This window comes from Dermabacter sp. HMSC08H10 (assembly GCF_001807585.1).
Taxonomy (GTDB): Bacteria; Actinomycetota; Actinomycetes; order Actinomycetales; family Dermabacteraceae; genus Dermabacter; species Dermabacter hominis.
Map to the genome: position 1 here is coordinate 326,249 of NZ_KV789429.1, position 22,431 is coordinate 348,679.

Annotated in this window: 32 protein-coding genes and 1 pseudogene; 6 read left to right on the forward strand and 27 right to left on the reverse strand. The window is 62.8% G+C overall.

The genetic code is table 11. The features are described from left to right. Positions 1 to 64: 64 nt before the first annotated feature. From purL to HMPREF3176_RS09660, 4 genes are all read left to right on the forward strand, one after another. Positions 65 to 2,359 carry a phosphoribosylformylglycinamidine synthase subunit PurL gene (purL, locus tag HMPREF3176_RS09645; RefSeq protein WP_070460030.1) on the forward strand — a complete coding sequence of 765 codons (2,295 nt, stop codon included), beginning with the start codon at positions 65 to 67 and terminating at the stop codon, positions 2,357 to 2,359. 90 nt (positions 2,360 to 2,449) lie between these two features. Then, positions 2,450 to 2,803, forward strand: a complete 354-nt coding sequence (locus HMPREF3176_RS09650; RefSeq protein WP_070460033.1) for a hypothetical protein — start codon at positions 2,450 to 2,452, stop codon at positions 2,801 to 2,803. Further along, entirely contained in the window at positions 2,749 to 4,479 is a 1,731-nt protein-coding gene (locus HMPREF3176_RS09655) for an S-layer homology domain-containing protein (RefSeq protein ID WP_141742418.1), read from the forward strand. The genes HMPREF3176_RS09650 and HMPREF3176_RS09655 overlap by 55 nt, the downstream gene beginning before the upstream one ends. Beyond that, positions 4,466 to 5,632: a polysaccharide pyruvyl transferase family protein gene (locus HMPREF3176_RS09660; protein ID WP_052126833.1), complete on the forward strand. Its 1,167-nt coding sequence runs from the start codon at positions 4,466 to 4,468 to the stop codon at positions 5,630 to 5,632. Before HMPREF3176_RS09655 ends, HMPREF3176_RS09660 begins: the two co-directional genes overlap by 14 nt. 119 nt (positions 5,633 to 5,751) lie before the next feature. Here the strand turns inward: HMPREF3176_RS09660 and rplQ are convergent, their stop codons facing one another. From rplQ to HMPREF3176_RS10650, 24 genes and pseudogenes are all read right to left on the reverse strand, one after another. After that, complete coding sequence (gene rplQ / locus HMPREF3176_RS09665; RefSeq protein ID WP_034372312.1) at positions 5,752 to 6,261, reverse strand: 50S ribosomal protein L17; 510 nt, start codon at positions 6,259 to 6,261, stop codon at positions 5,752 to 5,754. A 30-nt stretch (positions 6,262 to 6,291) separates the two neighbouring features. Continuing rightward, complete coding sequence (locus tag HMPREF3176_RS09670) at positions 6,292 to 7,293, reverse strand: DNA-directed RNA polymerase subunit alpha (RefSeq protein ID WP_016664054.1); 1,002 nt, start codon at positions 7,291 to 7,293, stop codon at positions 6,292 to 6,294. 96 nt (positions 7,294 to 7,389) lie between these two features. Next, the gene (gene rpsK / locus HMPREF3176_RS09675) at positions 7,390 to 7,797 is read right to left on the reverse strand and encodes a 30S ribosomal protein S11 (protein WP_016664053.1); all 408 of its coding nucleotides are present in this window, start codon (positions 7,795 to 7,797) and stop codon (positions 7,390 to 7,392) included. 77 nt (positions 7,798 to 7,874) lie between these two features. Beyond that, entirely contained in the window at positions 7,875 to 8,252 is a 378-nt protein-coding gene (rpsM, locus tag HMPREF3176_RS09680; protein ID WP_016664052.1) for a 30S ribosomal protein S13, read from the reverse strand. Positions 8,253 to 8,424: 172 nt separating this feature from the next. After that, positions 8,425 to 8,538: a 50S ribosomal protein L36 gene (gene rpmJ, locus HMPREF3176_RS10145; RefSeq protein WP_016664051.1), complete on the reverse strand. Its 114-nt coding sequence runs from the start codon at positions 8,536 to 8,538 to the stop codon at positions 8,425 to 8,427. A gap of 75 nt (positions 8,539 to 8,613) precedes the next feature. Continuing rightward, complete coding sequence (infA, locus tag HMPREF3176_RS09685) at positions 8,614 to 8,835, reverse strand: translation initiation factor IF-1 (RefSeq protein WP_016664050.1); 222 nt, start codon at positions 8,833 to 8,835, stop codon at positions 8,614 to 8,616. Between the two features lie 176 nt (positions 8,836 to 9,011). Further along, positions 9,012 to 9,869, reverse strand: a complete 858-nt coding sequence (gene map, locus HMPREF3176_RS09690; RefSeq protein ID WP_070460043.1) for a type I methionyl aminopeptidase — start codon at positions 9,867 to 9,869, stop codon at positions 9,012 to 9,014. A gap of 6 nt (positions 9,870 to 9,875) precedes the next feature. Continuing rightward, positions 9,876 to 10,460, reverse strand: coding sequence for an adenylate kinase (locus HMPREF3176_RS09695; protein ID WP_070460046.1), 585 nt, complete (start codon positions 10,458 to 10,460; stop codon positions 9,876 to 9,878). Then, on the reverse strand, positions 10,457 to 11,764 hold the full coding sequence (gene secY, locus HMPREF3176_RS09700; protein ID WP_034372293.1) for a preprotein translocase subunit SecY: 1,308 nt from the start codon (positions 11,762 to 11,764) through the stop codon (positions 10,457 to 10,459). Before secY ends, HMPREF3176_RS09695 begins: the two co-directional genes overlap by 4 nt. A gap of 157 nt (positions 11,765 to 11,921) precedes the next feature. Continuing rightward, complete coding sequence (rplO, locus tag HMPREF3176_RS09705) at positions 11,922 to 12,374, reverse strand: 50S ribosomal protein L15 (RefSeq protein ID WP_070460050.1); 453 nt, start codon at positions 12,372 to 12,374, stop codon at positions 11,922 to 11,924. 3 nt (positions 12,375 to 12,377) lie between these two features. Continuing rightward, the gene (rpmD, locus tag HMPREF3176_RS09710; protein WP_034372287.1) at positions 12,378 to 12,560 is read right to left on the reverse strand and encodes a 50S ribosomal protein L30; all 183 of its coding nucleotides are present in this window, start codon (positions 12,558 to 12,560) and stop codon (positions 12,378 to 12,380) included. Continuing rightward, positions 12,557 to 13,249, reverse strand: coding sequence for a 30S ribosomal protein S5 (rpsE, locus tag HMPREF3176_RS09715; protein ID WP_016664044.1), 693 nt, complete (start codon positions 13,247 to 13,249; stop codon positions 12,557 to 12,559). The genes rpmD and rpsE overlap by 4 nt, the downstream gene beginning before the upstream one ends. 35 nt (positions 13,250 to 13,284) lie before the next feature. After that, positions 13,285 to 13,671: a 50S ribosomal protein L18 gene (gene rplR, locus HMPREF3176_RS09720; protein ID WP_034372282.1), complete on the reverse strand. Its 387-nt coding sequence runs from the start codon at positions 13,669 to 13,671 to the stop codon at positions 13,285 to 13,287. A 2-nt stretch (positions 13,672 to 13,673) separates the two neighbouring features. After that, positions 13,674 to 14,216 carry a 50S ribosomal protein L6 gene (rplF, locus tag HMPREF3176_RS09725; RefSeq protein WP_016664042.1) on the reverse strand — a complete coding sequence of 181 codons (543 nt, stop codon included), beginning with the start codon at positions 14,214 to 14,216 and terminating at the stop codon, positions 13,674 to 13,676. A gap of 18 nt (positions 14,217 to 14,234) precedes the next feature. Further along, complete coding sequence (rpsH, locus tag HMPREF3176_RS09730) at positions 14,235 to 14,633, reverse strand: 30S ribosomal protein S8 (protein WP_016664041.1); 399 nt, start codon at positions 14,631 to 14,633, stop codon at positions 14,235 to 14,237. Between the two features lie 63 nt (positions 14,634 to 14,696). Then, a complete protein-coding gene (locus HMPREF3176_RS09735; RefSeq protein ID WP_016664040.1) occupies positions 14,697 to 14,882 on the reverse strand; it encodes a type Z 30S ribosomal protein S14 in 186 nt (61 codons plus the stop codon). Between the two features lies 1 nt (position 14,883). Next, positions 14,884 to 15,441: a 50S ribosomal protein L5 gene (gene rplE / locus HMPREF3176_RS09740; RefSeq protein ID WP_016664039.1), complete on the reverse strand. Its 558-nt coding sequence runs from the start codon at positions 15,439 to 15,441 to the stop codon at positions 14,884 to 14,886. After that, positions 15,441 to 15,851 (reverse strand): 50S ribosomal protein L24, encoded by a 411-nt coding sequence (rplX, locus tag HMPREF3176_RS09745; RefSeq protein WP_016664038.1) that lies wholly within the window; start codon positions 15,849 to 15,851, stop codon positions 15,441 to 15,443. Before rplX ends, rplE begins: the two co-directional genes overlap by 1 nt. 1 nt (position 15,852) lies before the next feature. Beyond that, complete coding sequence (rplN, locus tag HMPREF3176_RS09750; RefSeq protein ID WP_016664037.1) at positions 15,853 to 16,221, reverse strand: 50S ribosomal protein L14; 369 nt, start codon at positions 16,219 to 16,221, stop codon at positions 15,853 to 15,855. Between the two features lie 472 nt (positions 16,222 to 16,693). Further along, on the reverse strand, positions 16,694 to 17,605 hold the full coding sequence (locus HMPREF3176_RS09755) for a sensor histidine kinase (protein WP_034372270.1): 912 nt from the start codon (positions 17,603 to 17,605) through the stop codon (positions 16,694 to 16,696). Continuing rightward, positions 17,602 to 18,375, reverse strand: coding sequence for a response regulator transcription factor (locus tag HMPREF3176_RS09760; RefSeq protein ID WP_070460054.1), 774 nt, complete (start codon positions 18,373 to 18,375; stop codon positions 17,602 to 17,604). The genes HMPREF3176_RS09755 and HMPREF3176_RS09760 overlap by 4 nt, the downstream gene beginning before the upstream one ends. Then, entirely contained in the window at positions 18,365 to 18,895 is a 531-nt protein-coding gene (locus HMPREF3176_RS09765; RefSeq protein ID WP_246826728.1) for an OmpA/MotB family protein, read from the reverse strand. Before HMPREF3176_RS09765 ends, HMPREF3176_RS09760 begins: the two co-directional genes overlap by 11 nt. Positions 18,896 to 18,924: 29 nt before the next feature. Next, positions 18,925 to 19,632, reverse strand: a complete 708-nt coding sequence (locus HMPREF3176_RS09770) for a hypothetical protein (RefSeq protein ID WP_070460060.1) — start codon at positions 19,630 to 19,632, stop codon at positions 18,925 to 18,927. Positions 19,633 to 19,960: 328 nt separating this feature from the next. Further along, positions 19,961 to 20,071: pseudogene (locus tag HMPREF3176_RS10650) on the reverse strand (50S ribosomal protein L5); the annotation flags it as partial. Positions 20,072 to 20,548: 477 nt separating this feature from the next. On the opposite strand from HMPREF3176_RS10650, the gene HMPREF3176_RS09775 reads away from it, so the two are divergent. Both HMPREF3176_RS09775 and HMPREF3176_RS10405 read left to right on the forward strand, forming a co-directional pair. Then, on the forward strand, positions 20,549 to 20,950 hold the full coding sequence (locus HMPREF3176_RS09775; RefSeq protein WP_070460063.1) for a hypothetical protein: 402 nt from the start codon (positions 20,549 to 20,551) through the stop codon (positions 20,948 to 20,950). Further along, entirely contained in the window at positions 20,947 to 21,093 is a 147-nt protein-coding gene (locus HMPREF3176_RS10405; protein ID WP_168161978.1) for a hypothetical protein, read from the forward strand. The genes HMPREF3176_RS09775 and HMPREF3176_RS10405 overlap by 4 nt, the downstream gene beginning before the upstream one ends. Positions 21,094 to 21,482: 389 nt before the next feature. Here the strand turns inward: HMPREF3176_RS10405 and rpsQ are convergent, their stop codons facing one another. Genes rpsQ through rplP form a run of 3 tightly spaced genes read right to left on the reverse strand, consistent with a single transcriptional unit; the run spans position 21,483 to position 22,428 of the window. Further along, positions 21,483 to 21,758 carry a 30S ribosomal protein S17 gene (rpsQ, locus tag HMPREF3176_RS09780; protein WP_016664029.1) on the reverse strand — a complete coding sequence of 92 codons (276 nt, stop codon included), beginning with the start codon at positions 21,756 to 21,758 and terminating at the stop codon, positions 21,483 to 21,485. A 17-nt stretch (positions 21,759 to 21,775) separates the two neighbouring features. Beyond that, positions 21,776 to 22,009, reverse strand: a complete 234-nt coding sequence (rpmC, locus tag HMPREF3176_RS09785; RefSeq protein WP_016664028.1) for a 50S ribosomal protein L29 — start codon at positions 22,007 to 22,009, stop codon at positions 21,776 to 21,778. Beyond that, positions 22,009 to 22,428, reverse strand: a complete 420-nt coding sequence (rplP, locus tag HMPREF3176_RS09790) for a 50S ribosomal protein L16 (RefSeq protein WP_016664027.1) — start codon at positions 22,426 to 22,428, stop codon at positions 22,009 to 22,011. Before rplP ends, rpmC begins: the two co-directional genes overlap by 1 nt. Positions 22,429 to 22,431 lie beyond the last annotated feature (3 nt).

Sequence of the window (22,431 nt, forward strand, 5' to 3'; positions counted from 1 at the left end):
ACCGTGCGCGACGTCGTAAAATACGAGGTGCTGAGAACAACCGACACGGAGGACAGCCGCGAGCATGAACACGCACGAGCCAGACACGATCGAGCGGGCGCGTGAAACCCCGAACGAACAGCAGCCGTGGGCCGATCTGGGCCTCAAGGAAGAGGAGTACGCGAAGATCCGCGAGCTCCTCGGCCGCCGCCCCACGAACGCCGAGCTCGCCATGTACTCCGTTATGTGGTCTGAGCACTGCTCGTACAAGTCCTCCAAGATCCACCTCAAACAGTTCGGCCAGAAACAGACCCCCGCGATGAAGGAAAACCTCCTCGTGGGTATCGGCGAGAACGCTGGCGTCGTTGATATCGGCGACGGCTGGGCCGTGACGTTCAAGGTCGAATCGCACAACCACCCGAGCTACGTCGAGCCTTACCAGGGGGCTGCGACCGGCGTTGGCGGCATCGTCCGCGACATCATCTCGATGGGGGCCCGCCCCGTCGCCGTCATGGATCAGCTCCGATTCGGCGCGATCGACCACCCGGATACTGCACGAGTCGCCACCGGCGTCGTCGCCGGTATCGGCGGATACGGCAACTGCCTCGGTTTGCCCAACATCGGTGGTGAAACCGTGTTCGACCCCGCCTACCAAACCAATCCCCTCGTCAACGCCCTCGCCGTGGGCGTGCTTCGCCACGAGGACATCCACCTGGCCTCCGCGACAGGCGCCGGCAACAAGGTCGTGCTGTTCGGTGCACGCACAGGTGGCGACGGAATCGGCGGCGCGTCGATCCTCGCCTCCGAAACCTTCGAGGACGAGGGCCCGGCGAAACGCCCGAGCGTCCAGGTCGGCGACCCGTTCATGGAGAAGCTGCTCATCGAGTGCTGCCTTGAGCTCTTCGCGAAAGGCACCGTCGAAGGCATCCAGGACCTCGGCGCCGCCGGCATCTCGTGCGCAACGAGCGAACTCGCGTCCAACGGCGGCTCCGGCATGCACATCGACCTCGAAAACGTGCTCCTTCGCGACCCGACGCTGACCGCGGGCGAGATCCTCATGAGCGAATCGCAAGAGCGCATGATGGCCGTCGTCTCCCCCGACAACCTCGAGGAATTCCTCGCCATCACCGACAAGTGGGGTGTTGAAGCCGCCGTCATCGGCGAAGTCACGGGCGAGGGACGGCTCACGATCGACCACTACGGCAAGCGCATCGTCGACGTCGATCCCACGACCGTCGCGCACGAGGGCCCCACCTATGACCGCCCCTACGCGCGCCCGGCATGGCAGGACGCCCTCGAGGCCGACCACGCCGAAGGCCTCCCCCGCCCTGCAAGCACCGACGAACTCGTCACGCAGCTGTGGGCACTCACGACCTCCCCGAACCTCGCGAGCACCGCGTGGGTCACCGACCAATACGACCGCTACGTCGGCGGCAACACCGCGCTCGCGATGCCCGACGACGCAGGTGTGCTCCGCATCGACGAAAAAACGGGCCGCGGCATCGCCATCGCCACCGACGGCAACGGCCGCTTCGCGATGCTGAACCCGAAAGAAGGCGCACGCGCCGCGCTCGCGGAGGCCTACCGCAACGTCGCCACGGCAGGCGCACGCCCTCTCGCCGTGACCGATTGCCTCAACTTCGGCTCGCCCGAAGACCCGGACCGCATGTGGCAGTTCGTCGAAGCAATCACGGGGCTCGCCGACGCCTGCCAGGAGCTCGAAGTTCCCGTGACCGGCGGCAACGTCTCCCTGTACAACTCCACGGGCGAGCCCGGCCGCCTCAACTCGGCAATCCACCCGACCCCCGTCGTCGGCGTCCTCGGCGTGTTTGACAACGTCGCGACGCGGGTGCCCTCCGGATGGCACGAAGAAGGGCTTGCCATCTACCTTCTCGGTGAAACTCGCGAGGAGCTTTCGGGCTCCGCGTGGGTCGACGCCACCCACGCTCACCTCGGCGGCACACCCCCGCGCGTGTCGCTTGCACACGAAAAAGCCCTCGCTACCGTACTCATCGGTGCGGCCGACCAGGGAATCGCACGCGCAAGCCACGACCTCAGCGAAGGCGGCCTCTTCCAGTCACTCGTCGAATCCACCACTCGATTCGACACGGGCGCATCGATCGACCTCACGACCGTGATCGACCGTGACGGCATCGACGCGTTCACAGCCCTCGTCTCCGAGTCGCACGCGCGGGCCATCGTCGCGGTGCGCCCTGACGATGCTCCTGCCCTCGAGGAACTCGCACGCAGCGCGTCGGTCCCCGCGGCTCGCATCGGCACAAGTGGTGGCGACGGCCTGGAGCTGGCTGGCGTCGGAACGTTCCCCCTCGCGGAGCTTCGCGAGCGCCGCGCCCAAACGCTCCCCGAGCATCTCGCTTAACCCGGTCAGATGACGCACGCGGGCCTTCCCAGCGAAGGCCCGCGTGCGCTATGGTAAGGCCGACTTCCCCTCACAAGAAAGCACTTCCCCATGAGCTTCGAAAAATCCCCCCTCAATCGTCGCACCCTACTCAAGGTCGGTGCCGTCACCCCCTTCGCCGCAGCCGGAGTGGGCGCTCTCGGAATGGGCCTTGCCCTTGCCGACGACTCCCCCGCCCCCAGCGGTGGTGACACCGCCGTTGTGGATCGCGACCTCAAACACACCGACACCGTCCACACGCACGGCGCCACGGACAAAAACCCCGAACTCGACGGTACCCCCGCGAAGCACGTTGCCGGCTACATCACCATGGCCGCCGCGAGTTGGCCCGCCGATCTCGACTCCCCGACGTGGTGGAGTTCCAGGGCAAGGACCTCAATACCGGGGAATGGGGCGACTGGCTGAGCGCCGAACTCATGACCGACATTGAGGAGAACGCGAGCGAAGCCGTGTGGGTCGGGCCCTCGAGCGCGGTTAATGTCCGCGCCTTCCGCGATGGCATCGACATTTCCGAGCAGCTCACCGCGCACCTCATCACCACGTCGGAATCACGCAGCGACGTGCGCCTCGCCTCAAGCGGTAGCGGTTCCGGCATCACCCGCATTCTGCCTGCTACCGTGACGCCCGGTACCGGCGCGCCAACGTTCATCACCCGTGAGGAATGGAACGCCGGCACGGTCAACACTTCACGTTTGAGCTACGCGAAGGAACTCAAGGCGATCTGCATCCACCACACGGGCGGCTCCAACACCTACACCGCGGCGCAAAGCCCTCAGGTTGTGCGCGGGATGTTCACCTACCACACTAAAACCCTCGGTTGGGCCGATCTCGGCTACAACGTCGTCGTCGACAAATACGGACAAATCTTTGAAGGGCGCGCGGGTGGCCTGCACCGCAACGTTGCCGGCGCCCATGCCCGTGGCTTCAACACGGGCTCCTGTGGCATCTCCGTCATGGGTGACTACATGGACATTCCCGTGCCCACCGCGGCGCTCAACGCCATCGCAACCGTGGCCGCGTGGAAGCTCGCCAGCACGTTCACTCAGGACGTGTACGGCACCGAGACCTGGACCGTCACCACCTCGAACGTGAAGCGCAGCGGCACCTTCTCCATGCCCCACCTCTTCGCGCACCGCGACGTGAACTACACGGATTGCCCGGGGGACACCTACTACGGCCAGCTTCCGAAGCTGCGCAGCCTCGTGCAGCAAAAGCTCAACGGATTCAAGGAGCGTTACCCCGAGCACCTCGTTGCCTACGTCAACGGCGGCGGGCGCGGTGCGTTCGGAACCGTCACGCACGTTCGCCGGGCAGAAGGGGCCTACGACGTCACTCGCCTCACGGGTGGGCTCATTCTCACGGCAGGTGGTCGCACGAGCGCTCACAAAAGTGCCTTCGGCGCCGACTGGACGTCTGCCTGGGGACGCCCCCTCGAAAGCACGACGGGCACTACCCAGCGCTTCGAGAACGGCACTGCCACCAAGGTCAACGGAAAAGTGTCGTTTACCCCCGGCGGAACGCGCACGAAGCACTTCATCGACGTTCCCGACAACCTGACCTTTGCGCACGAAATCAACACCCTCGCCGATCTCGGCGTGATTCGGGGCTGGCCTGACCGCACATTCCGACCCCAAATTTCTGTGTGGCGAGACGCGGTTATCGCCTACATGTACCGCATCGCAGGCGAGCCCGCCTACACCCCGCCGAGACGCTCCCCATTCCTCGACGTCGACCAAAGCCAGCCCTTCTACAAGGAAATCTGCTGGGCACACTCCACGGGCCTCACAACGGGATGGAAAGTCCGCGGAGGATGGGAATTCCGCCCCTACCAGCCGATTCTCCGCGACGCGATGGCAGCGTTCCTCTTCCGCGCCTCGGGGGAAAACCTTTCGAACGTGCAGTTCAGCGGTTTCAAAGACGTGAATTCCTCGCTCGTTTTCGAGAAGGAAATCAAATGGATGGGATCGACGGGCATCTCACGCGGATGGGACGACGGCACCTATCGCCCCTTCAACCAGACCACACGTGCCGAACTCGCGGCCTTCCTCTACCGCTATATGGAGCACCGTGGCCTTCTCTAAGTTTCTCGAGCGGAAGAAATCGCAGGCCCGCACCACTACCGCGAATCACGAGGTCACGAGCGAAAGCTCCCGTGGTGCAGGCGAGCGCATCTACCTCGTCTCGATGGCCGGCTACCCCAACTACGGGGACGAACTCATCGCCCGCACTTGGCTTCGCTTCCTCGCCGAAACCAAGCCCGAGGCTCAGGTGTGGCTCGATTGCCGTCACCCGGGTGCTGCCAGTGTGTTGTTCCGCGGCGACCACCCGAACCTCACCACGACTGACACCCTGTACCGCGTGTTGGAGCTCGCGAACCAGGAGTGGGAACCGCGCAGCATCGCAGAGATCGTCACGCACATGGGCAGCCCCCTGTTCGATCTCCAAATCTCCGAAATGAACCGCGCGACGACACTTCATTTGCTCGGCGGGGGCTTCCTCAATAGTCGCTGGCCGAAGAACCTTGGGCTCCTCGAAGGCATGCGCGCCTCAGCTGCGGTCTCGGGGGCACGCCTCATCGCGACCGGACAGGGCCTGATACCAGACGCCGGAGCGAGCTTCGAGGGTTTCGCGCACGTGAGTGTCCGTGACGACGAAAGCGCTGAGCTCGCCGCCACTACCACTGGGCTCGATGATGCTTTCCTCGGGCTCGCGCAGCTGGGTGCGCCACTTGGGGACGTCAACGAGGTAGTGGTGTGCGTACAGTCGGATGCGATCGGCGACGGTAGCTTCGAAGCATTCCTCGACACGGTTGAATCAGCCTTTCACGATGCGGCCCTCGCGCATGCCCGACTCACCTATGTGGAAGCGCTTCCGGGCGTTGACTACCGAGGCTTCGAGGCCCTCACTGCCCGCGGGATCGAGTTCTCGCGCTTCGTCCCGTTCAGCGACTTCTGGACCGAACCGTTCAGAATTTCGCCCGGACAGTTCTGGATCACCACCAGATTCCACCACCATCTCGTAGCCGCCTCGCGCGGGGCCCGCGGCTTTGCACTCGTAGATCCCGGCCAGTACTACACGACCAAGCACGAGTCGCTCATCGAGCTGGGATCAGGGTGGCTTGCCGCGCGTCCAGGCCACAACGTTCCTTCTGTCGCGGATACTCGCGGGCAAAGCGGGTTCGATAAGGCATATGCGCGCAAGCGCGCCGAAGCAGAGTCCCTCTACGGGAGCTAAGACGCCACACCGATGCGAGGTAGTTGCGCGGCTAGTGCGCAGCAACGTTGCAGCGATGCGAGAAGGCCCGCTCCGACGGATCGGAGCGGGCCTTCCCTTTTGCTAGAGCAACGCGAGGATCAGGCCTCGGTGTTCTCCGTGGTCTCCTCTGCGGGCGTTTCCTCAGCCGCGGTCTCTTCGACCTTCGTCTCCTCAGCGGGAGCTTCATCGGCCTTTGCGGATGCCTTGGCAGCGCCTTCGGCTTCCTTCACGACGGCCTGCTTCGGCGAGTACTCTTCCTCCACGAGCTCAAGAAGAGCCATGGGGGCGTTGTCGCCCTTGCGGTTCTCGAGCTTCGTGATGCGGGTGTAACCGCCGGGGCGGTCCGAGAACTTCGGAGCGATCTCAGTCATGAGAACGTGCGCGGCAGTCTTCGTCTTGAGCGTCTGCATCACGCGGCGGCGATTGGCAAGGTCGCCCTTCTTCGCCTGGGTGATGAGGCGCTCAGCGAGGGGCTGAACGCGCTTCGCGCGGGTCTGCGTCGTGGTGATGGCACCGTGCTCGAAAAGGGCAGTCGCGAGGTTCGCGAGAATAGCCTTCTCGTGAGCCGGGGACGAGCCGAGTCGAGCGCCCTTAGTGGGTGCAGGCATGTTGTTTCTCCTCGAAGAAAAAGATGGAAATCAGAACTGCTCGCCGAACTCGTCGTCGCCGTACGAGTCAAGAACAGTGGAAGGATCGAAACCGGCCGGGGAATCCTTGAGCGAGAGGCCGAGCTCAGCGAGCTTCGCCTTGACTTCGTCGATGGACTTCTGGCCGAAGTTGCGGATGTCGAGCAGGTCCGCCTCGGAGCGATTGGTGAGTTCACCAACGGTGTACACACCCTCGCGCATAAGGCAGTTGTACGAACGAACCGTGAGGTTGAGGTCGTTGATCGGAAGCGCAAGGTCGGCGGCAAGGGCCTGGTCGGTCGGAGAAGGACCAATCTCGATACCCTCTGCCTCGTGGTTGAGCTCCTGTGCGAGACCGAAGAGCTCCACGAGGGTCTTGCCAGCCGAAGCAATGGCATCGCGCGGGGCGATCGCCGGCTTCGTTTCGACATCGATGATGAGTCGATCGAAGTCCGTGCGCTGCTCGACACGAGTGGCTTCAACCTTGTACGTCACCTTGAGAACAGGCGAGTAGATCGAGTCGACCGGAATGCGGCCAATCTCGCTCTCGGCGCCCTTGTTCTGCTGGGCCGAAACGTAGCCGCGGCCACGCTCAACGATCAGCTCGACCTCGAGGCGACCCTTCGAGTTGAGGGTCGCGATGTGCAGGTCGGGGTTGTGGATTTCGACGCCTGCCGGCGGGGTGATGTCGGCGGCGGTCACGACGCCCTCACCCTCCTTACGCAGGTACATTACGACCGGCTCGTCGTTTTCCGACGACACCACGAGGTTCTTGATGTTCAGGATGAGCTCGGTGACATCTTCCTTCACACCCGGAACGGTCGAGAATTCGTGGAGGACGCCGTCGATGCGGATCGACGTCACTGCCGCGCCCGGGATGGACGAGAGCAGTGTGCGGCGCAGCGAGTTGCCGAGCGTGTAGCCGAAGCCCGGCTCGAGCGGCTCGATGACGAACCGTGAGCGGTAGTCAGAAACGACCTCTTCGGTCAGCGTGGGGCGCTGTGCAATGAGCACGTTGTGTCCTTTCTTGGAACGTCCGCTATATGACGTTCGCGGTGGCGGTACGACACTGATGGATGACGGTTATCGTTTCGCGCACCCGAGCAATGCTCAGTTGCGGCGACGCTTCGGCGGGCGAACGCCGTTGTGCGGCTGGGGGGTAACGTCCTGGATCGAACCGACCTCGAGGCCCGCTGCGGTGAGCGAACGGATCGCGGTTTCGCGGCCCGAACCCGGTCCCTTAACGAAGACGTCGACCTTCTTGAGGCCGTGCTCCTGGGCGCGGCGCGCGGCGGCCTCGGCGGCCATCTGCGCAGCGTACGGGGTGGACTTACGCGAGCCCTTGAAGCCGACCTGGCCCGAGGAGGCCCACGAGATCACAGCACCGCTCGGGTCAGTGATCGACACGATGGTGTTGTTGAAGGTGCTCTTAATGTGTGCTTGGCCGTTGACGACGTTCTTCTTGTCCTTGCGGCGAGGCTTACGCGCCGCGGCGGCCTGACGTGACTTGGGAGGCATGTGCCAAAACTCCTTGAGTTCGTGAAAGGTGATCGATACGGGTCAGTGCCGAACACTGCCCGTGGAGTAACTGCCGCTCAGCGAGCAGCCTTCTTCTTGGCGGCCACGGTGCGCTTCGGGCCCTTGCGGGTACGTGCGTTGGTCTTGGTGCGCTGACCACGGACCGGAAGGCCGCGGCGGTGACGCATGCCGGCGTACGAGCCGATCTCGATCTTGCGGCGAATGTCTGCTGCGACCTCGCGTCGCAGGTCGCCCTCGACCTGGTAGTTCTCTTCGATGTAATCGCGCAGCTTGACCAGGTCCTCATCGGAAACCTGGTGGACGCGCTGGTTGCCGTCAACGCCGGTTGCGTTGAGAGCTTCGATTGCGCGGGTGCGACCCACGCCGTAAATGTACGTCAAGGCGACTTCCAGGCGCTTTTCGCGCGGGAGGTCGACGCCAACGAGACGTGCCATGAGCAGTTCTCCTACTGTTTTACTCAGGGGCCTGATCCAGCATGTCGCTCCCGTCTAGGCGGTGCGCCGCGGCCCCTGTCCCGCGGGTGATCCTCGCAATGAGGTTCATGCTGTCTCTTTACTTATAGGTGCGGCGTGAGCCGCGGGGTGCCTCCCGTTGGAGGCGGTGCACTCAGCCCTGGCGCTGCTTGTGGCGCGGGTTCGTGCAGATAACCATGACACGCGAGTGGCGACGAATCACCCTGCAGTTGTCACAGATACGCTTCACGCTGGGGTAAACCTTCATGATGCCCTTCTACAGTTGATCTGCGCTCGAGCCTAGCGGGCCCGAGAGCGTAGCTGACCGCATGCGCGGCCCGGCTTACTTGTATCGGTAAACGATGCGACCCTTTTCAAGGTCGTACGGGCTGAGCTCGACCACAACGCGATCCTCGGGGAGGATCCTGATGTAGTGCTGGCGCATCTTGCCCGAGATATGCGCGAGTACTTTGTGGCCGTTGTCCAGCTCAACGCGGAAGCGCGCGTTTGCGAGCGCTTCGGTCACGGTGCCCTCGACTTCGATCACGCCGTCTTTTTTCGCCATAGTCTCTACTGTCCCTCTGCCCCTTGCGGGGACTGGTTTCGCATGTCCCACCTTCAAGCGCGCACTTTTCAAGCGGCGAACCGCTTAAATTTTCGGGGTTGCCGAAAGAGCGCACTCGACTGTCAATCGTACACGCGCACGCGCGCCGCGATAAGTGGCTTGGCGCGTGCGATCGCTCACCTTCCGGTGGCGGTGTGGTCCGACGGTTCTTCAGCGATCATCACGCCACGCTTTGCAAGTTCGGCTTTCCCACCGTCAGCGGCGCTGAGCACGAAGATTCCCGTTTCGGTCACCGCGACGGAGTGCTCGAAGTGGGCTGCGCGCCCACCCTTTGTCGCCACCACGGTCCACTCGTCGTCGAGGATGTCGAATTCGCCGTCGCCTTGGATGAGCATGGGTTCGATACACAGGGCCATACCGGGCACGACTTTCGGGCCGCGATCGTGCGTGCGGAAGTTCATGACGTCGGGCGGCTCATGCATGGCTCGGCCGATGCCGTGCCCTCCGAATTCCTCGAGGTGCTGGATCCGCTCCCCCGCGCATTCGGCGACGTAGTCTTCGATTGCGGCGCCGATCTCACCCACGCGGCTCGCGGTGGCAAGCGCCGCGATGCCTTCCCACATTGCTCCCCTGGTCACGTCGACCAGTTCGCGATCGGCTTCGCTCCGTGCCGTGCCCACGATGTGGGTGCGGGCGGCGTCGGAGTGCCATCCGTCCACGATGCAGCCAGCATCCACGCTCACCACATCACCGTCGCGAATCACCCGAGTGCCGGGGATGCCATGCACGATTTCTTCGTTCACGCTCACGCACACTGTCGCAGGAAAGCCGTGGTAGCCGAGGAAGTTGGACTTCGCACCGGCTTCGGCAATTACGGCACGAGAGATCTGGTCGATGTCTGCCGTGGTCATACCGCTGCGGAGATTCTCTTCGATCTCGTCGTGAATACGGTTAAGCAGAAGCCCCGCGCTGCGCATTGCCCCGAGCTGCTCGGGGGTTTTTAGGCTCACGCGGGGCTTGCGACGGAAGGACATCCGGGCTCAGGCTCCGAGCGCGGCGAGGATATCTGCGGTCACAGCATCGATATCTTTCATGCCGCCGACGCGCTTCACGAGACCTCGCTTGTCGTAGATATCGATCAGGGGCGTGGTCTGCTCGCCGTAAACGTCGATGCGGCGGCGAATGGTCTCTTCGTTGTCGTCGCTGCGGCCCTGCTCTTTGCCGCGCTGAAGAAGCCGCTGCACGATAGCTTCACTATCAACGTCGAGGAGAATGACGGCGTCGAGCGCCACGCCGAGCTTCTCGAGAATTCCATCGAGAGCCTCCACCTGCGCCACGGTGCGGGGGTAGCCATCAAGGAGGAAACCGTTCGCCGCATCGTCCTCTGCAAGCCGACTCTCCACCATCTCGTTGGTGACCGAGTCGGGAACGTACTCACCCTTATCCATGTAGGACTTCGCGAGAACGCCAAGCTCAGTCTCGTTGGAGACGTTCGCACGGAAGATATCGCCCGTGGAAATGGCGGGCACGCCGAGCTTCTCAACGATACGCTCTGCCTGCGTGCCCTTGCCGGCACCCGGAGGTCCAACAATGAGGAGGCGGCGGGCCGGAGTGGAGGCGGTCATCGGAGAATCCCTTCGTAGTGGTGCTGTTGGAGCTTGGAGCTGATCTGCTTCAAGGTATCGAGGCCAACACCGATGATGATGAGGAGCGAGGTTCCTCCGAACGGGAACTTCTGGTCTGCACCAAGAAGCGCGAAAGCGATCAGGGGAACAAGCGCCAAGATACCGAGGTACAGGGAGCCCGCGGAGAGCACGCGGTTGATGACGTACTCGAGGTAGCGCGCCGTTGGGCGGCCCGCACGGATGCCGGGAACGAAGCCGCCGTACTTCTTCATGTTGTCGGCAATCTCTTCAGCGTTGAAGGTGATGGACACGTAGAAGAACGCAAAAAACACAATGAGGGCGAAATAGACAAGCGAATACATCCACGAGAAGCCCTGGCCGAGCACGAAGTTGGCGTGGATCCACTGCACCCACCCGGACCTCTGGTCACCAAACGAAGCGATGAGCTGAGGCAGGGCAAGAAGCGAGGACGCGAAGATAATGGGGATAACGCCGGCCTGGTTCACCTTGATCGGGATATAGGTCGAGGAGCCGCCCACGAGGCGACGGCCCACCTGGCGCTTGGCGTATTGGACGGGGATGCGGCGCTGCGACTGCTCGACATAGATCACGGCGATCACAATGATCATGCCGATCAGCATGACGATGGAGAAGGTCATCCACCCCTGGAGCTTCAGGATCTGACCGAACGAGGCGGGAAAGCCCGCGGCGATCGACGTGAAGATCAGCAGGGACATGCCGTTGCCCACGCCCTTTTCGGTGATGAGCTCGCCGAGCCACATGATGACGAGGGTGCCGGTCGTCATCGTCAGGATCATGAGGACGAGCATCCACCACGACTGGTTTGGCACAAGCGGGAGGTTACAGCCCGCGAAGAAAGCGCCGCTGCGCACGAGGGTGATCACGGTGGTGGACTGCAGGACGGCGAGGCCGATAGTCATGTAGCGCGTGTACTGCGTGAGCGTCGCCTGCCCCGCTTGCCCGTCTTTGTGCAGCTCCTCGAACTTGGGAATCACGACGCGGAGCAACTGCACGATAATCGACGCCGTAATGTACGGCATCACCCCGAGCGCGAAGACGGACATCTGCAGCAGCGCCCCGCCGGAGAACAGGTTCACCATGCCGAGCACGCCGCCACCGGCACCGTTCAGTGCCTGTTCGGTACACGCAGCGATGTTCGTGTAGTCGAAGCCGGGGGTCGGCACGAACACACCGAAGCGGTAGATGGCGAGCATTCCAAGGACAAACAGCAGCTTGTTCCTGAGCTCAGGGGTTCGGAAGGCGCGCACGAAGGCGTTGTCCACCAGGTTCCTCCTGTCGGGCGGCCCGAGGGGTGGGCCTATCATGCACACAGAGCGCATTAGAGCTAGGGGTTATTGGCCTATTAAAACAGGCACCGCGCCTCAAAATATCCTGAGTCGCGGTGCCTGGTCAAAGAAGCACTATGAAAATTGCTTCAACTCACGCCACGGTGACCGAGCCGCCAGCGGCGGTGATCTTCTCCTCGGCCGAAGCCGAGAACTTCTGGGCAGTGATGTCGATCTTCACGGTGATGTCGCCAGAACCGAGCACCTTGACGGGCTGGTTCTTGCGCACGGCACCCTTCGCGACAAGATCCTCGACGGTGACGGTGCCACCCTCGGGGAACAGCGCTTCGATGGTGTCCAGGTTGATGACCTGGAACTCCACACGGAAGGGGTTCTTGAAGCCACGCAGCTTGGGAAGACGGCGGTGCATCGGGGTCTGACCACCCTCGAAGCCTGCCTTCACCTGGTAGCGCGCCTTCGTACCCTTGGTACCGCGACCCGAGGTCTTACCCTTCGAGCCTTCACCACGACCCACGCGGATCTTAGCGGTCTTCGCGCCGGGAGCCGGGCGAAGATCGTGGAGCTTAAGCGGGTTTTCGTTCGCCATGGATCAGTCCACCTCTTCAACCGTCACGAGGTGACGGACGGCATTGATCATGCCGCGAATCTCGGGGCGGTCTTCTTTGACGACGACGTCGCCGATGCGCTTGAGACCGAGGCCTCGCACCGTCGAGCGCTGTGCGTCGTTACCGCCGATTACAGACTTGACCTGAGTAACCTTGAGCTGCATCAGGCACCTACCTTCTCTTCACGCGCCTCGCGAGCCGCTGCGCGACCCTCGGCCTGCGCACGAAGCAGGTAGCCGGGGGCGACGTCCTCGAGGGGAAGGCCGCGGCGAGCTGCCACTGCTTCCGGCTCCTCGAGCTGTTTGAGGGCCTTGACGGTCGCGTGCACGATGTTGATCGTGTTCGAGGAACCGAGCGACTTCGACAGAACGTCGGCGACGCCCGCGCACTCGAGAACCGCACGCACCGGACCACCGGCGATTACACCGGTACCGGGAGCAGCCGGGCGGAGGAAGACAACGCCTGCGGCGTCCTCTCCCTGAACCGGGTGCACGATCGTGCCCTGGATGCGGGGAACGCGGAAGAAGTTCTTCTTCGCTTCCTCGACACCCTTCGAGATGGCGGCGGGAACTTCCTTCGCCTTGCCGTAGCCGATGCCAACGGTGCCATCACCGTCGCCCACCACGACGAGCGCGGTGAAGGCGAAGCGGCGACCGCCCTTGACAACCTTCGACACGCGGTTGATTGCTACCACGCGCTCAAGGAAGGCCGACTTCTCTTCCTGACGACCGCCACGGCCCTCGCCGCGACGCCCGCCCTGGTTGCGGTCATTGCCGCGACCGCGGTTGTTACGATCCTCGTTCTCGCCCCTCCGACCGGAGGCCGCGGGACCATTGTTACGCTGCTCAGCAGCCATGTGAATCCTCTTCTCGTCCTATTTCCGGGGGGTGGTCACAGAGTCAGTCCGGCCTCGCGCGCACCGTCAGCGACGGCGGCCACGCGGCCGTGGTACTTGTTGCCGCCACGGTCGAAGACCACGGCGTCGATACCGGCTTCCTTCGCGCGCTGGGCCACGAGCGAGCCGACCTGCTTGGCCTTCTCGGTCTTCGTGGCTTCCGACGCGCGGAGGTCTGCTTCCATGGTCGATGCCGATGCGAGGGTGATGCCCTTCGTATCGTCGATGACCTGAACGTACATGTGGCGCGCCGAACGGGTCACGGCGAGGCGGGGACGCTCAGCGGTACCCGCAACGCGGCGACGGAGGCGCAGGTGACGGCGGCCACGTGCGCGGACGCGGCTCTTGCGGTCACCACGAGTGTGCTTTTCAGCGAAACCCATTATCACTTACCAGCCTTTCCGGCCTTGCGCTTCACGGTCTCGTCGGCGTAGCGCACACCCTTGCCCTTGTACGGCTCGGGCTTACGAATCTTGCGAATCTTCGCGGCGGTCTCGCCGACCAGCTGCTTATCAATGCCCGATACCGAGAACTTCGTGGGGCTCTCCACGTTGAACGTGATGCCCATGGGGGCCTTCACGAGCACGGGGTGGGAGAAGCCGAGCGCGAACTCGAGATCGGTTCCCTTCGCGACGACACGGTAGCCGGTGCCCACGATTTCGAGCTTCTTTTCGAAGCCCTCCGTGACACCCTCAACCATGTTCGCGATGAGAGTGCGTGCAAGGCCGTGGAGGGCCTTGTTCTCACGCTCTTCGTTGGGGCGGCGCACGACGATCGAGCCATCCTCAGCGCGCTCAACGCTGAGAGGCTTCGGAACCTCGTACTGAAGCTCGCCCTTGGGGCCAGCGATCTGGACGTGCTGGCCGTCGATAGTCACACCAGTGACGGAAGCCGGTACGGAAACCGGTCGAAGTCCAATGCGGGACATTACGGTTCTCCTTTCCGGTTACCAGACGTAGGCGAGGACTTCCCCACCCACGCCTTTCTTCGTGGCCTGCTTGTCGGTGAGGAGGCCGGAGGACGTGGACAGGATGGCCACGCCGAGGCCGCCGAGCACCTTGGGCAGGTTGGTGGACTTTGCGTACACGCGAAGGCCGGGCTTCGAGACACGGCGGACGCCCGAGATCGCGCGCTCGCGATCGTCGGTGTACTTGAGTTCGATGACGAGGTTCTTTCCAACCTCGGCTTCTTCCTCGCGCCAGTCCTTGATGTACCCCTCGGCCTTCAGAATCTCCGCGATGCGGGACTTAAGGTTCGAGTACGGCATGGTCACGGAATCGTGGAACGCGGTGTTGGCGTTCCGGATTCGCGTGAGCATGTCCGCGATCGGATCAGTCATTGTCATGTCGAATGCTTCTTTCTCACCGTGGTTTCCCTCGCGTAAAGCGGGGACCTGTGGCGATAGTCCTTACCAGCTGCTCTTGGTGACACCGGGCAGTTCACCGCGGTGGGCCATCTCGCGAAGGCACACGCGGCAAAGGCCGAACTTGCGGTACACCGAGTGCGGGCGACCGCACTTCTGGCACCGGGTGTAGGCGCGCACAGCGAACTTGGGCTTGCGCTGCTGCTTGTTCTTAAGCGCTGTCTTGGCCATATCAGTTCTCCTTGAAGGGGAAGCCGAGCGCACGAAGCAGCGCACGTCCCTCGTCATCGGTCTTGGCGGTGGTCACCACGGTGATGTCCATGCCGCGAACGCGGTCGATCTTGTCCGGATCGATCTCATGGAACATGACCTGTTCGGTGAGACCGAAGGTGTAGTTGCCGTTGCCATCGAACTGCTTCGGCGAGAGGCCGCGGAAGTCGCGGATACGCGGAAGCGCGGTCGAGAGCAGGCGGTCGAGGAACTCCCACATGCGGTTGCCGCGCAGGGTCGTGTGGCAGCCAATGGCCTGGCCCTCACGAAGCTTGAACTGCGCGATCGACTTGCGGGCGCGCGTCACCTGAGGCTTCTGGCCGGTGATCGCGGTGAGATCCGCGATGGCACCGTCGATGACCTTCGAGTCACGTGCGGCATCGCCGACACCCATGTTCACAACGACCTTCGTGAGGCCGGGGATGAGCATCGGGTTGGCGTAGTTGAACTCGCTCTGGAGCGAATCCTTAATTTCTTCGCGGTACTTGGTCTTAAGGCGCGGGGTGGTCGTCTCGGTCATCAGATGTCCTTCCCGGTGCGCTTCGAGTAACGCACACGAATGGTCTTCGTGCGGCCGTCCTCGAGCTCGACCTTCTCTTCACGGAAGCCGACGCGGGTCGGCTTGCCGTCGTCAGCCACGAGGGCGACGTTCGAGATGTGGATCGGGGCTTCGACCTGCTCAATGCCACCAGCCTGGCCGTTGTAGCCGGGCTTGTTGTGGCGGGTGATGCGGTTGACGCCCTCGACGAGCACGCGCTGGGTGTCGGGGAACACCTGGAGCACGCGGCCCTGCTTACCCTTGTCGCCTGCGGCGAGTTCGCCCTTGCCCTTTGCGGCGCGGGTTTCGTTGCGCTTGGCGATTTTGTCTGCGTCGCTCGTGCGACCGGTGATGACCTGAACGAGGTCACCCTTCTTAATCTTCATGCTCATGTCACAGCACCTCCGGTGCCAGCGAGATGATCTTCATGAACCGGCGGTCACGCAGCTCGCGGCCCACGGGGCCGAAGATACGCGTGCCACGCGGCTCGCCGTCGTTCTTGAGGATGACGGCTGCGTTCTCATCGAATCGGATGTATGAACCATCGGCACGACGGCGTTCCTTCGTGGTGCGAACCACGACGGCCTTCACAACATCGCCCTTTTTGACGTTTCCGCCAGGGATTGCATCCTTGACGGTCGCAACGATGGTGTCACCAATGCCGGCGTAACGGCGACCGGAGCCACCGAGAACACGGATGCAGAGGATCTCCTTTGCACCGGTGTTGTCGGCGACCTTGAGTCGCGACTCCTGCTGAATCACTAACGTTCTCCTTGCGTCTCGCCGGTTCTCTCGGCGTTCGCCTCAAGCCTTGCGGAACGGATATCGGACTTGTTTTCCACCGCACTCACGTGGGGCGCAGCGGCTTCCAGTTCCCGGGCATCAAAAAACCCCGAGCCGGACTCAGGCACTGCCGAATGGCGATGCAAGGTCTCCGGCTGGGATGGGTCCCACTTGGGGCCCGAGGACCGGGTCCTGTGCTCAGTGGCGCATCCCGCCAACCTCCCGGTTTTTTGGGTGCGTTCACACAGCAACCCGTCTAGTTTACGGCACGCGGGCACCGAACGTAAGGGGGCGAGGGGCCCTGCGCGTGTGTGCTTGGTCTCGCTGCGTTTGGCACCGCCGGTTCAGCGAGTGCGGGGGCGCCGTTTGTCAGGGTCCGACGGTGGACGGCAAGCGTCGGACCTTCTTTTCATACGTGCCCTTAGCCCGACCCGCTCTTTTTCCAGGTGTTTTACCGCGCGGGCCCCGCAAACGGGAGGGTAAGGCTCACGGATGTCCCTTCGCCATGCCACGACGTGAGGGTCGCAGTGCCTCCATGGCGTTCAACGATCGCTTTAACCATGGGCAACCCGAGGCCCGAGCCCTCGATTCCGCGCACCTCGCTCGCGCGTCCGAGCTCTTCCCATACGAGCGGAAGGTCGTCCGGGGAAATCCCGAGTCCGGTGTCGGCGACCTCGAGCACAATGCCGCTTTCGAGCTGGCGCCCCCGCACTTCGATCGCATCGCCCGGCCGCGAATACTTCACGGCGTTGCTCAAGACGTTAACGAGGCATAGGAAGAGGAGGTCTTCGTCGCCGTTGATAGGCGGCAGAGGGCGCGGAGCCGTGGGAAGCGAGACGCGGATCGAGCGTTCGCTTGCACCGGGCACCTCGCGCGCGGTCTCGATGGCATCGTGGACGAGGCGCGAGGGATCGATCTGCGTAATCTCGAGCTGCGTGTGCTCGACCTCCCCGATTTTCCGCAGGTCGCTCAGAAGGGAGGTGAGGCGGCGTGATTGGGCGTCGATGCTCGAGCGCTGGCGCTCGGACGGTTCGTCGGCAAGCGCCGCTCGAATGCCCTGGATCGGGTTCTTTATTTCGTGGTCGAGTCGGGCGATGAGCCGACGCCGGCTTGCCGTCTGCTCGGCCACTGTTTCGCGCCGCGCCTTGCTCACGGCGTGGCGCGTGTACCACCACGCGCCGAGGGCTGGGAGCACGGCGAGGGTGAGCACCGCGCCAATAGTGAGCGGGAGCCAGGCGAGCGACATCGAGAAGTAGATGTGCCTCGATTCGCCGAGGACGCTCCATACGAGGGACGCCACCACGCCGATCGCGAGGGGAAGCGCGGCGAAAGCCGAGGCGTAGGCAAGTGGGTGTTTCTTCATGAACGTTCGACCTTCTGGGCGAAGCGATAGCCGAGGCTCGGGACTGTCTCGATGTACGTCGGGGAACCGTCGGCGGAACCAATCACGCGGCGAATCTCGGCGATGCGGTGATCAACGGCTCGCGTGGTCACGATCGCATCGAAACCCCACACGGTCTGCAGGAGCCGCTCACGCGTGAACACTTCGCCGGGGTGCGCCATGAGGTACTCGAGGAGCGCGAATGCCCGTGGCGTGAGCTGGTCTTCCTTGCCACCCACGAAGATCCGCCGGGCCGTGCGATCGATGCGCAGCTCACCAGAGGTAAGTGTCGAGGACGTACTGAGCGGGGCCGAGCCGCGCGAGCTACGACGCAGGACTGCCCTGATCCGCGCGAGGAGCTCGTGAGGGTCGAACGGCTTATTGAGGTAATCGTCGGCCCCTTCGTCGAGCGCGGACGCGCGCTCGAAGCTCTCCCCCACCTGGGTAAGAAGGATGACGGGAAGCCACTCATGGCGTTCCCGAATGCGGCGAAGCGCTTCTCGACCGTCCATGACCGGCATCATGACGTCGAGGATGACGAGATCGGGTTCCTCCTCATCGAGCCTCTCGAGTGCCTCGGCACCGTTCGCTGCCATGCGCACGTCAAGCCCGCTGCGAGAGAGCACTCCCCCGAGATGCTCGCGAATCGTCTCATCGTCGTCCACGAGCAGGATGCGCTGACGCGCCGGATCGGCCGGCTCCGCTGAACCGGCCGATCCCGACGCGAATGAAGGAGTGTGGCTACCCGTCATAGCGGATCTCCACGCGCCTGTTCTTGGCGCGTCCTTCAGGATTGTCCTCGTCGCCGTTCTTGTTCGGCTCCACGGGCTTCGTGTCGCCGTGGCCCGCGACCTCGAGTTTGAGATCGCCGCGCACCGCGGAAATCGCGTCGGCCACCGCCTGCGCACGCTCCTTAGAGAGCACGTCGTTGCCTCGATGGTACGGGATGTTGTCGGTGTGCCCATCGACCTTCACGGTCGCACCCTGCGGAACGTCTTTGACGAGCTCACCGATGCGCTTTTTCGCGGGGTCCGAAAGCTCGTTGGATCCGTAGTCGAAGAGGATGTCCGAGTTCAAGGTGACGACCTTGGTGTTGCCCTCTTGTGTATCGGTGTTGAGGTCTTCAATATTTTGCTCGAGATCGTAAATGTTTTGGTCGAGCGAGTAGATATTGGACTCGTAAGTTCCGATTTGCGACGGTGGCTCGGGGGCGGGCGTTTCGCCGCCATTGTCCGCGAGGGCCGCTGGCCCCGCAGCGAATACGAAAGCCACGGCCGTGAGGCTTACAAGGTGACGCTTTCTCACTTGATTTCGACCCCCTTCGCGACCTCAGTGCCGTCCATAAGACTCACGTCCATCTGCTTGACGTCCGCCGGCGGCGCGGCAAAGGTTGCGAACGCGTACGTGGTTTGACCGGGCATGAGGTCCACGTCTTCCATAGGAGTCATCGCATAGTGCTGGCTATTCGTCGTCGAAAGTGGCGTGTGCTTCTTCAAGTTCACGTTGTCAATAAGGAATGGCTTCCAGATCAGACTCCCATTGAGGAAAAAGAAGTCCTTAGCCTCTTTCGCCGTCGAGTTGAGTGTGAAAGAGACGTAAGCGGTGACCGTATCACCCTCGCGCTTGAGCTGATGAAGATTGACGGTCAATGTTGCGTTCGGATCTTCTTTCACCTCAACAGGACGCTCGGTCGTGAAAATCGGCGCAGGATAGTTCGCCTTATTCTGACCTCCGCTGGCCGGCTTCCCGTTCTCGCCGCCCTGATCGGAACCTGCCGCAGCGCCGCCGCCATCGCTCGCGCCCTGCGCGGGATTCGCGCCGTCGGACCCGCTTCCCTGATCGCCGCCATTGCCGTTATCTGCCGGGGCTGCCGCGCTCGTCTGTTCCGTGGGCTTCTCATCGCTGCTACCGAGCACGCCGAACGAGCACCCGCTTGCACCGGCAACAAGAAGAGACGCGGCTGCAAGGGCTGCCGCGAGGCGGCGCTTCGTCATCGTGGTCGTCGTCATGGGATTCACTCCTCAAAGTCACGGGAGCCGCTTCTCGCCTCCTCGTTACCTCCACGCTATTGCCCGGATATCGCGGCGGCGTTGCGACGCGGTACCTACTCTGCCATGTCGTGTCGCAGATTTGCGACAACTGTCGTCACGCGCATGACCGTTGGTCATCGTAACGCCACGAGGGCGCGAACGCCCGCTCAATAGCGGAAGGGGCCGCCCGCTGAGCAGCGGACGACCCCTTCTCGGAGATCTTTCGGGACTGAGCCCGACAGATTTACTTAGCCTTCTCGATGATTTCGACGAGACGCCAGCGCTTCGAAGCACCCAGCGGGTAAGTCTCCATGATGAGAACGCGGTCGATCTTGTCCTGACCGATCTCATGGAACATGACCTGTTCCGTGAGGCCGAAGGTGTAGTTGCCGTTGCCGTCGAACTCCCTCGGCGACAAGGCCACGGTTCCCACGAAGCTCACCGCCAAGAACAAGAAGACCGGAGAGACGGACACAAAGACCTCAACGTTCACCCTCGTCAAGGAAGATGGAAAGTGGGTCATCTCCGACGGCGGAAACATGTTTGAGAATTAACCCCTTTCTACCGAATGTGGGGCCGGCCGTCCTTGGCCGGCCCCACATTGCTTTGCCAATCCTCGTTGTTGTTCGCGCGTCACACGGGCGAGCTTCTCGCCCGTGACCCCAACCGAAGCCCAAGCCCAAGCCCAAGCTGCGCCCTACCTCCCAATCCCCAAACCTCCGCAACGCATGTTTGCACGTGCAATCTCAAGCGGGTATGTTTGCAACTGTAACGCAGGTCATGCGAAAGGTGCACAATGACCTACCCCCACTACTCCCCTGCACCCCCTCCCCCATACGTCCGCCCCCAAGGTTCCAGTAGGGGCGTTTTTTGTGGCATTTGCGGTTGCCTAAGCTTGCTCAGCCTCGCCGGTATCGCCGCCCTCGTTCTCGTCATCGGCGGCGGAGCGGCCCTCACCCATGGGCCCAAGAACACTGTGGACGACATGTTCGCTGCCATTGAGTCCCAGGATTGTGCGGCATTCACGGGCGCTCTCGAGGAACAAGCGGCTGACAGCGTCGATTGCGAGCGTTTCAAGGAAACCGCAGCGGAAATCGACCGTCGCGGCGGATTCGACTACGACATCACACACATCAGCACCGAAAACCCCAAGGCCCAGGTGGAGGTCACCACCACACTGCACGACCCAGCCGTGAGCGTCCCCGAGACAGACCACGTCTTCGACCTCGAGCTCCAGGATGGCGAATGGAAGATCACTGGAAGCAAGAGCAGCAACAACAGCTGGAAGATGCCGTGACAGCGAAGCCCAAGGCCGCCATTATCCTCACCGCGTGCACCGCCCTCGTTATCGCTGGGCTTTGTGCCGGAACCCTCGCATTGTGGCTGCTGCTCACCCCGGACAGCGAAGAAGACACAATCAAGGAATCCGCTCATGCATGAGCCATGAGCGTCCGGCAAGATTCGTGCCCCGGGTTGAAGGCAACCGTCGGCCCCGCTTCCCGCACAGCTGCAGCGAACTCCAGAAGCCGCTCATTGCACCACCCCGCCCCCGAATGCCCGAAGACGGACGCGTTGCGGGTATCGATGTTCGCGGCAGGATTGCCCGGGTCCAGTACGAGTACGGCGACGCGGCACATATGGGCTTCACGCCCGAACTCACCGGGTCCCTCACGTTGGCAAAGCAGGCCGACGGCAGCTGGCGCGTCACGTACCTCGCACGTGGGAAGCACTCGCAACCCGCACCACGAAAACACAAGAGAGAGGCCGGGGTGGATCCGCATTGCGAATCCACCCCGGCCTCTCTATGTTCAGGCGAACCTGAGAACGGCTTACTTAGCCTTCTCGAGAATCTCCACCAGACGCCAGCGCTTGGAAGCGCTCAGCGGGCGGGTTTCCATGATGCGAACAAGATCGCCGACACCGGCGGTGTTCTCCTCATCGTGGGCCTTGAACTTCTTGTGCTTCTTCATAACCTTGCCGTACAGCGAGTGCTTCACGCGCTCCTCGACCTCGACGACGATGGTCTTATCCATCTTGTCGGAGACGACGTAGCCGCGCTGAGTCTTGCGGTACGGACGCTCTTCAGCGACCTGATTTTCGTTCATTACCTAACCTCGCTCGTTCACTCGGCCGAACCGGGGGCCTGGCGGATCCCCAACTCGCGCTCGCGCAGGATCGTGTAGATCCGTGCGATGTCCTTCTTGACCGAACGCAAGCGAGCGCTCGACTCGAGCTGACCGGTCGCGCCCTGGAAACGGAGCTTGAAAAGCTCGTCCTTGGCCTTCGCGAGTTCTTCGGTGAGCTTCGCGTCATCGAGCTTGTTGAGCTCGTCAGCGGTAAGCTTCGTGGCTGCCATCAGATGTCACCACCCTCTCGGCTGAGGATTCGGCACTTCATGGGGAGCTTGTGCATGGCAAGGCGCAGTGCCTCGCGTGCAGTCGGCTCATCGACACCGGCAACCTCAAACATGACGCGGCCGGGCTTGACGTTCGCTACCCAGAACTCCACCGAACCCTTACCGGAGCCCATGCGGACCTCGGCAGGCTTCTTCGTGAGGGGGCGATCGGGATAGATGTTGATGTACACCTTGCCGCCACGCTTCATGTAGCGAGTCATGGCGATACGTGCAGCCTCAATCTGACGGTTGGTGACGTAGGCGGGCTCGAGAGCCTGGATGCCGTAGTCGCCGAACGCGAGATCGAAGCCACCCTTGGCCATGCCGGTACGGGTGGGGCGATGCTGCTTGCGGTGCTTGGTCCTACGCGGAATCAGCATTGG

Bases quoted from the DNA above. Each gene is read 5' to 3' on its own strand.
- infA (WP_016664050.1), bottom strand. From the start codon at position 8,835: ATGGCGAAAAAAGACGGCGTGATCGAAGTCGAGGGCACCGTGACCGAA.
- rpsH (WP_016664041.1), bottom strand. From the start codon at position 14,633: ATGACAATGACTGATCCGATCGCGGACATGCTCACGCGAATCCGGAAC.
- rpsM (WP_016664052.1), bottom strand. From the start codon at position 8,252: ATGGCACGTCTCGTTGGCGTCGACCTCCCGCGCGAAAAGCGCCTGGAA.
- rpsE (WP_016664044.1), bottom strand. From the start codon at position 13,249: ATGGCTGCTGAGCAGCGTAACAATGGTCCCGCGGCCTCCGGTCGGAGG.
- rplX (WP_016664038.1), bottom strand. From the start codon at position 15,851: ATGAGCATGAAGATTAAGAAGGGTGACCTCGTTCAGGTCATCACCGGT.
- rplF (WP_016664042.1), bottom strand. From the start codon at position 14,216: ATGTCCCGCATTGGACTTCGACCGGTTTCCGTACCGGCTTCCGTCACT.
- rpmJ (WP_016664051.1), bottom strand. From the start codon at position 8,538: ATGAAGGTTTACCCCAGCGTGAAGCGTATCTGTGACAACTGCAGGGTG.
- HMPREF3176_RS09650 (WP_070460033.1), top strand. From the start codon at position 2,450: ATGAGCTTCGAAAAATCCCCCCTCAATCGTCGCACCCTACTCAAGGTC.
- HMPREF3176_RS09755 (WP_034372270.1), bottom strand. From the start codon at position 17,605: ATGAAGAAACACCCACTTGCCTACGCCTCGGCTTTCGCCGCGCTTCCC.
- rplR (WP_034372282.1), bottom strand. From the start codon at position 13,671: ATGGGTTTCGCTGAAAAGCACACTCGTGGTGACCGCAAGAGCCGCGTC.
- rplO (WP_070460050.1), bottom strand. From the start codon at position 12,374: ATGGCGAACGAAAACCCGCTTAAGCTCCACGATCTTCGCCCGGCTCCC.
- purL (WP_070460030.1), top strand. From the start codon at position 65: ATGAACACGCACGAGCCAGACACGATCGAGCGGGCGCGTGAAACCCCG.
- rplP (WP_016664027.1), bottom strand. From the start codon at position 22,428: ATGCTGATTCCGCGTAGGACCAAGCACCGCAAGCAGCATCGCCCCACC.
- rpsQ (WP_016664029.1), bottom strand. From the start codon at position 21,758: ATGAACGAAAATCAGGTCGCTGAAGAGCGTCCGTACCGCAAGACTCAG.
- map (WP_070460043.1), bottom strand. From the start codon at position 9,869: ATGTCCTTCCGTCGCAAGCCCCGCGTGAGCCTAAAAACCCCCGAGCAG.
- rplQ (WP_034372312.1), bottom strand. From the start codon at position 6,261: ATGCCTGCACCCACTAAGGGCGCTCGACTCGGCTCGTCCCCGGCTCAC.
- HMPREF3176_RS09770 (WP_070460060.1), bottom strand. From the start codon at position 19,632: ATGACGACGACCACGATGACGAAGCGCCGCCTCGCGGCAGCCCTTGCA.
- rpmC (WP_016664028.1), bottom strand. From the start codon at position 22,009: ATGGCAGCCACGAAGCTTACCGCTGACGAGCTCAACAAGCTCGATGAC.
- HMPREF3176_RS09735 (WP_016664040.1), bottom strand. From the start codon at position 14,882: ATGGCCAAGACAGCGCTTAAGAACAAGCAGCAGCGCAAGCCCAAGTTC.
- HMPREF3176_RS09695 (WP_070460046.1), bottom strand. From the start codon at position 10,460: ATGACCGCCTCCACTCCGGCCCGCCGCCTCCTCATTGTTGGACCTCCG.
- rplE (WP_016664039.1), bottom strand. From the start codon at position 15,441: ATGACCGAGACGACCACCCCGCGCCTTAAGACCAAGTACCGCGAAGAA.
- rpsK (WP_016664053.1), bottom strand. From the start codon at position 7,797: ATGCCTCCCAAGTCACGTCAGGCCGCCGCGGCGCGTAAGCCTCGCCGC.
- HMPREF3176_RS09760 (WP_070460054.1), bottom strand. From the start codon at position 18,375: ATGACGGGTAGCCACACTCCTTCATTCGCGTCGGGATCGGCCGGTTCA.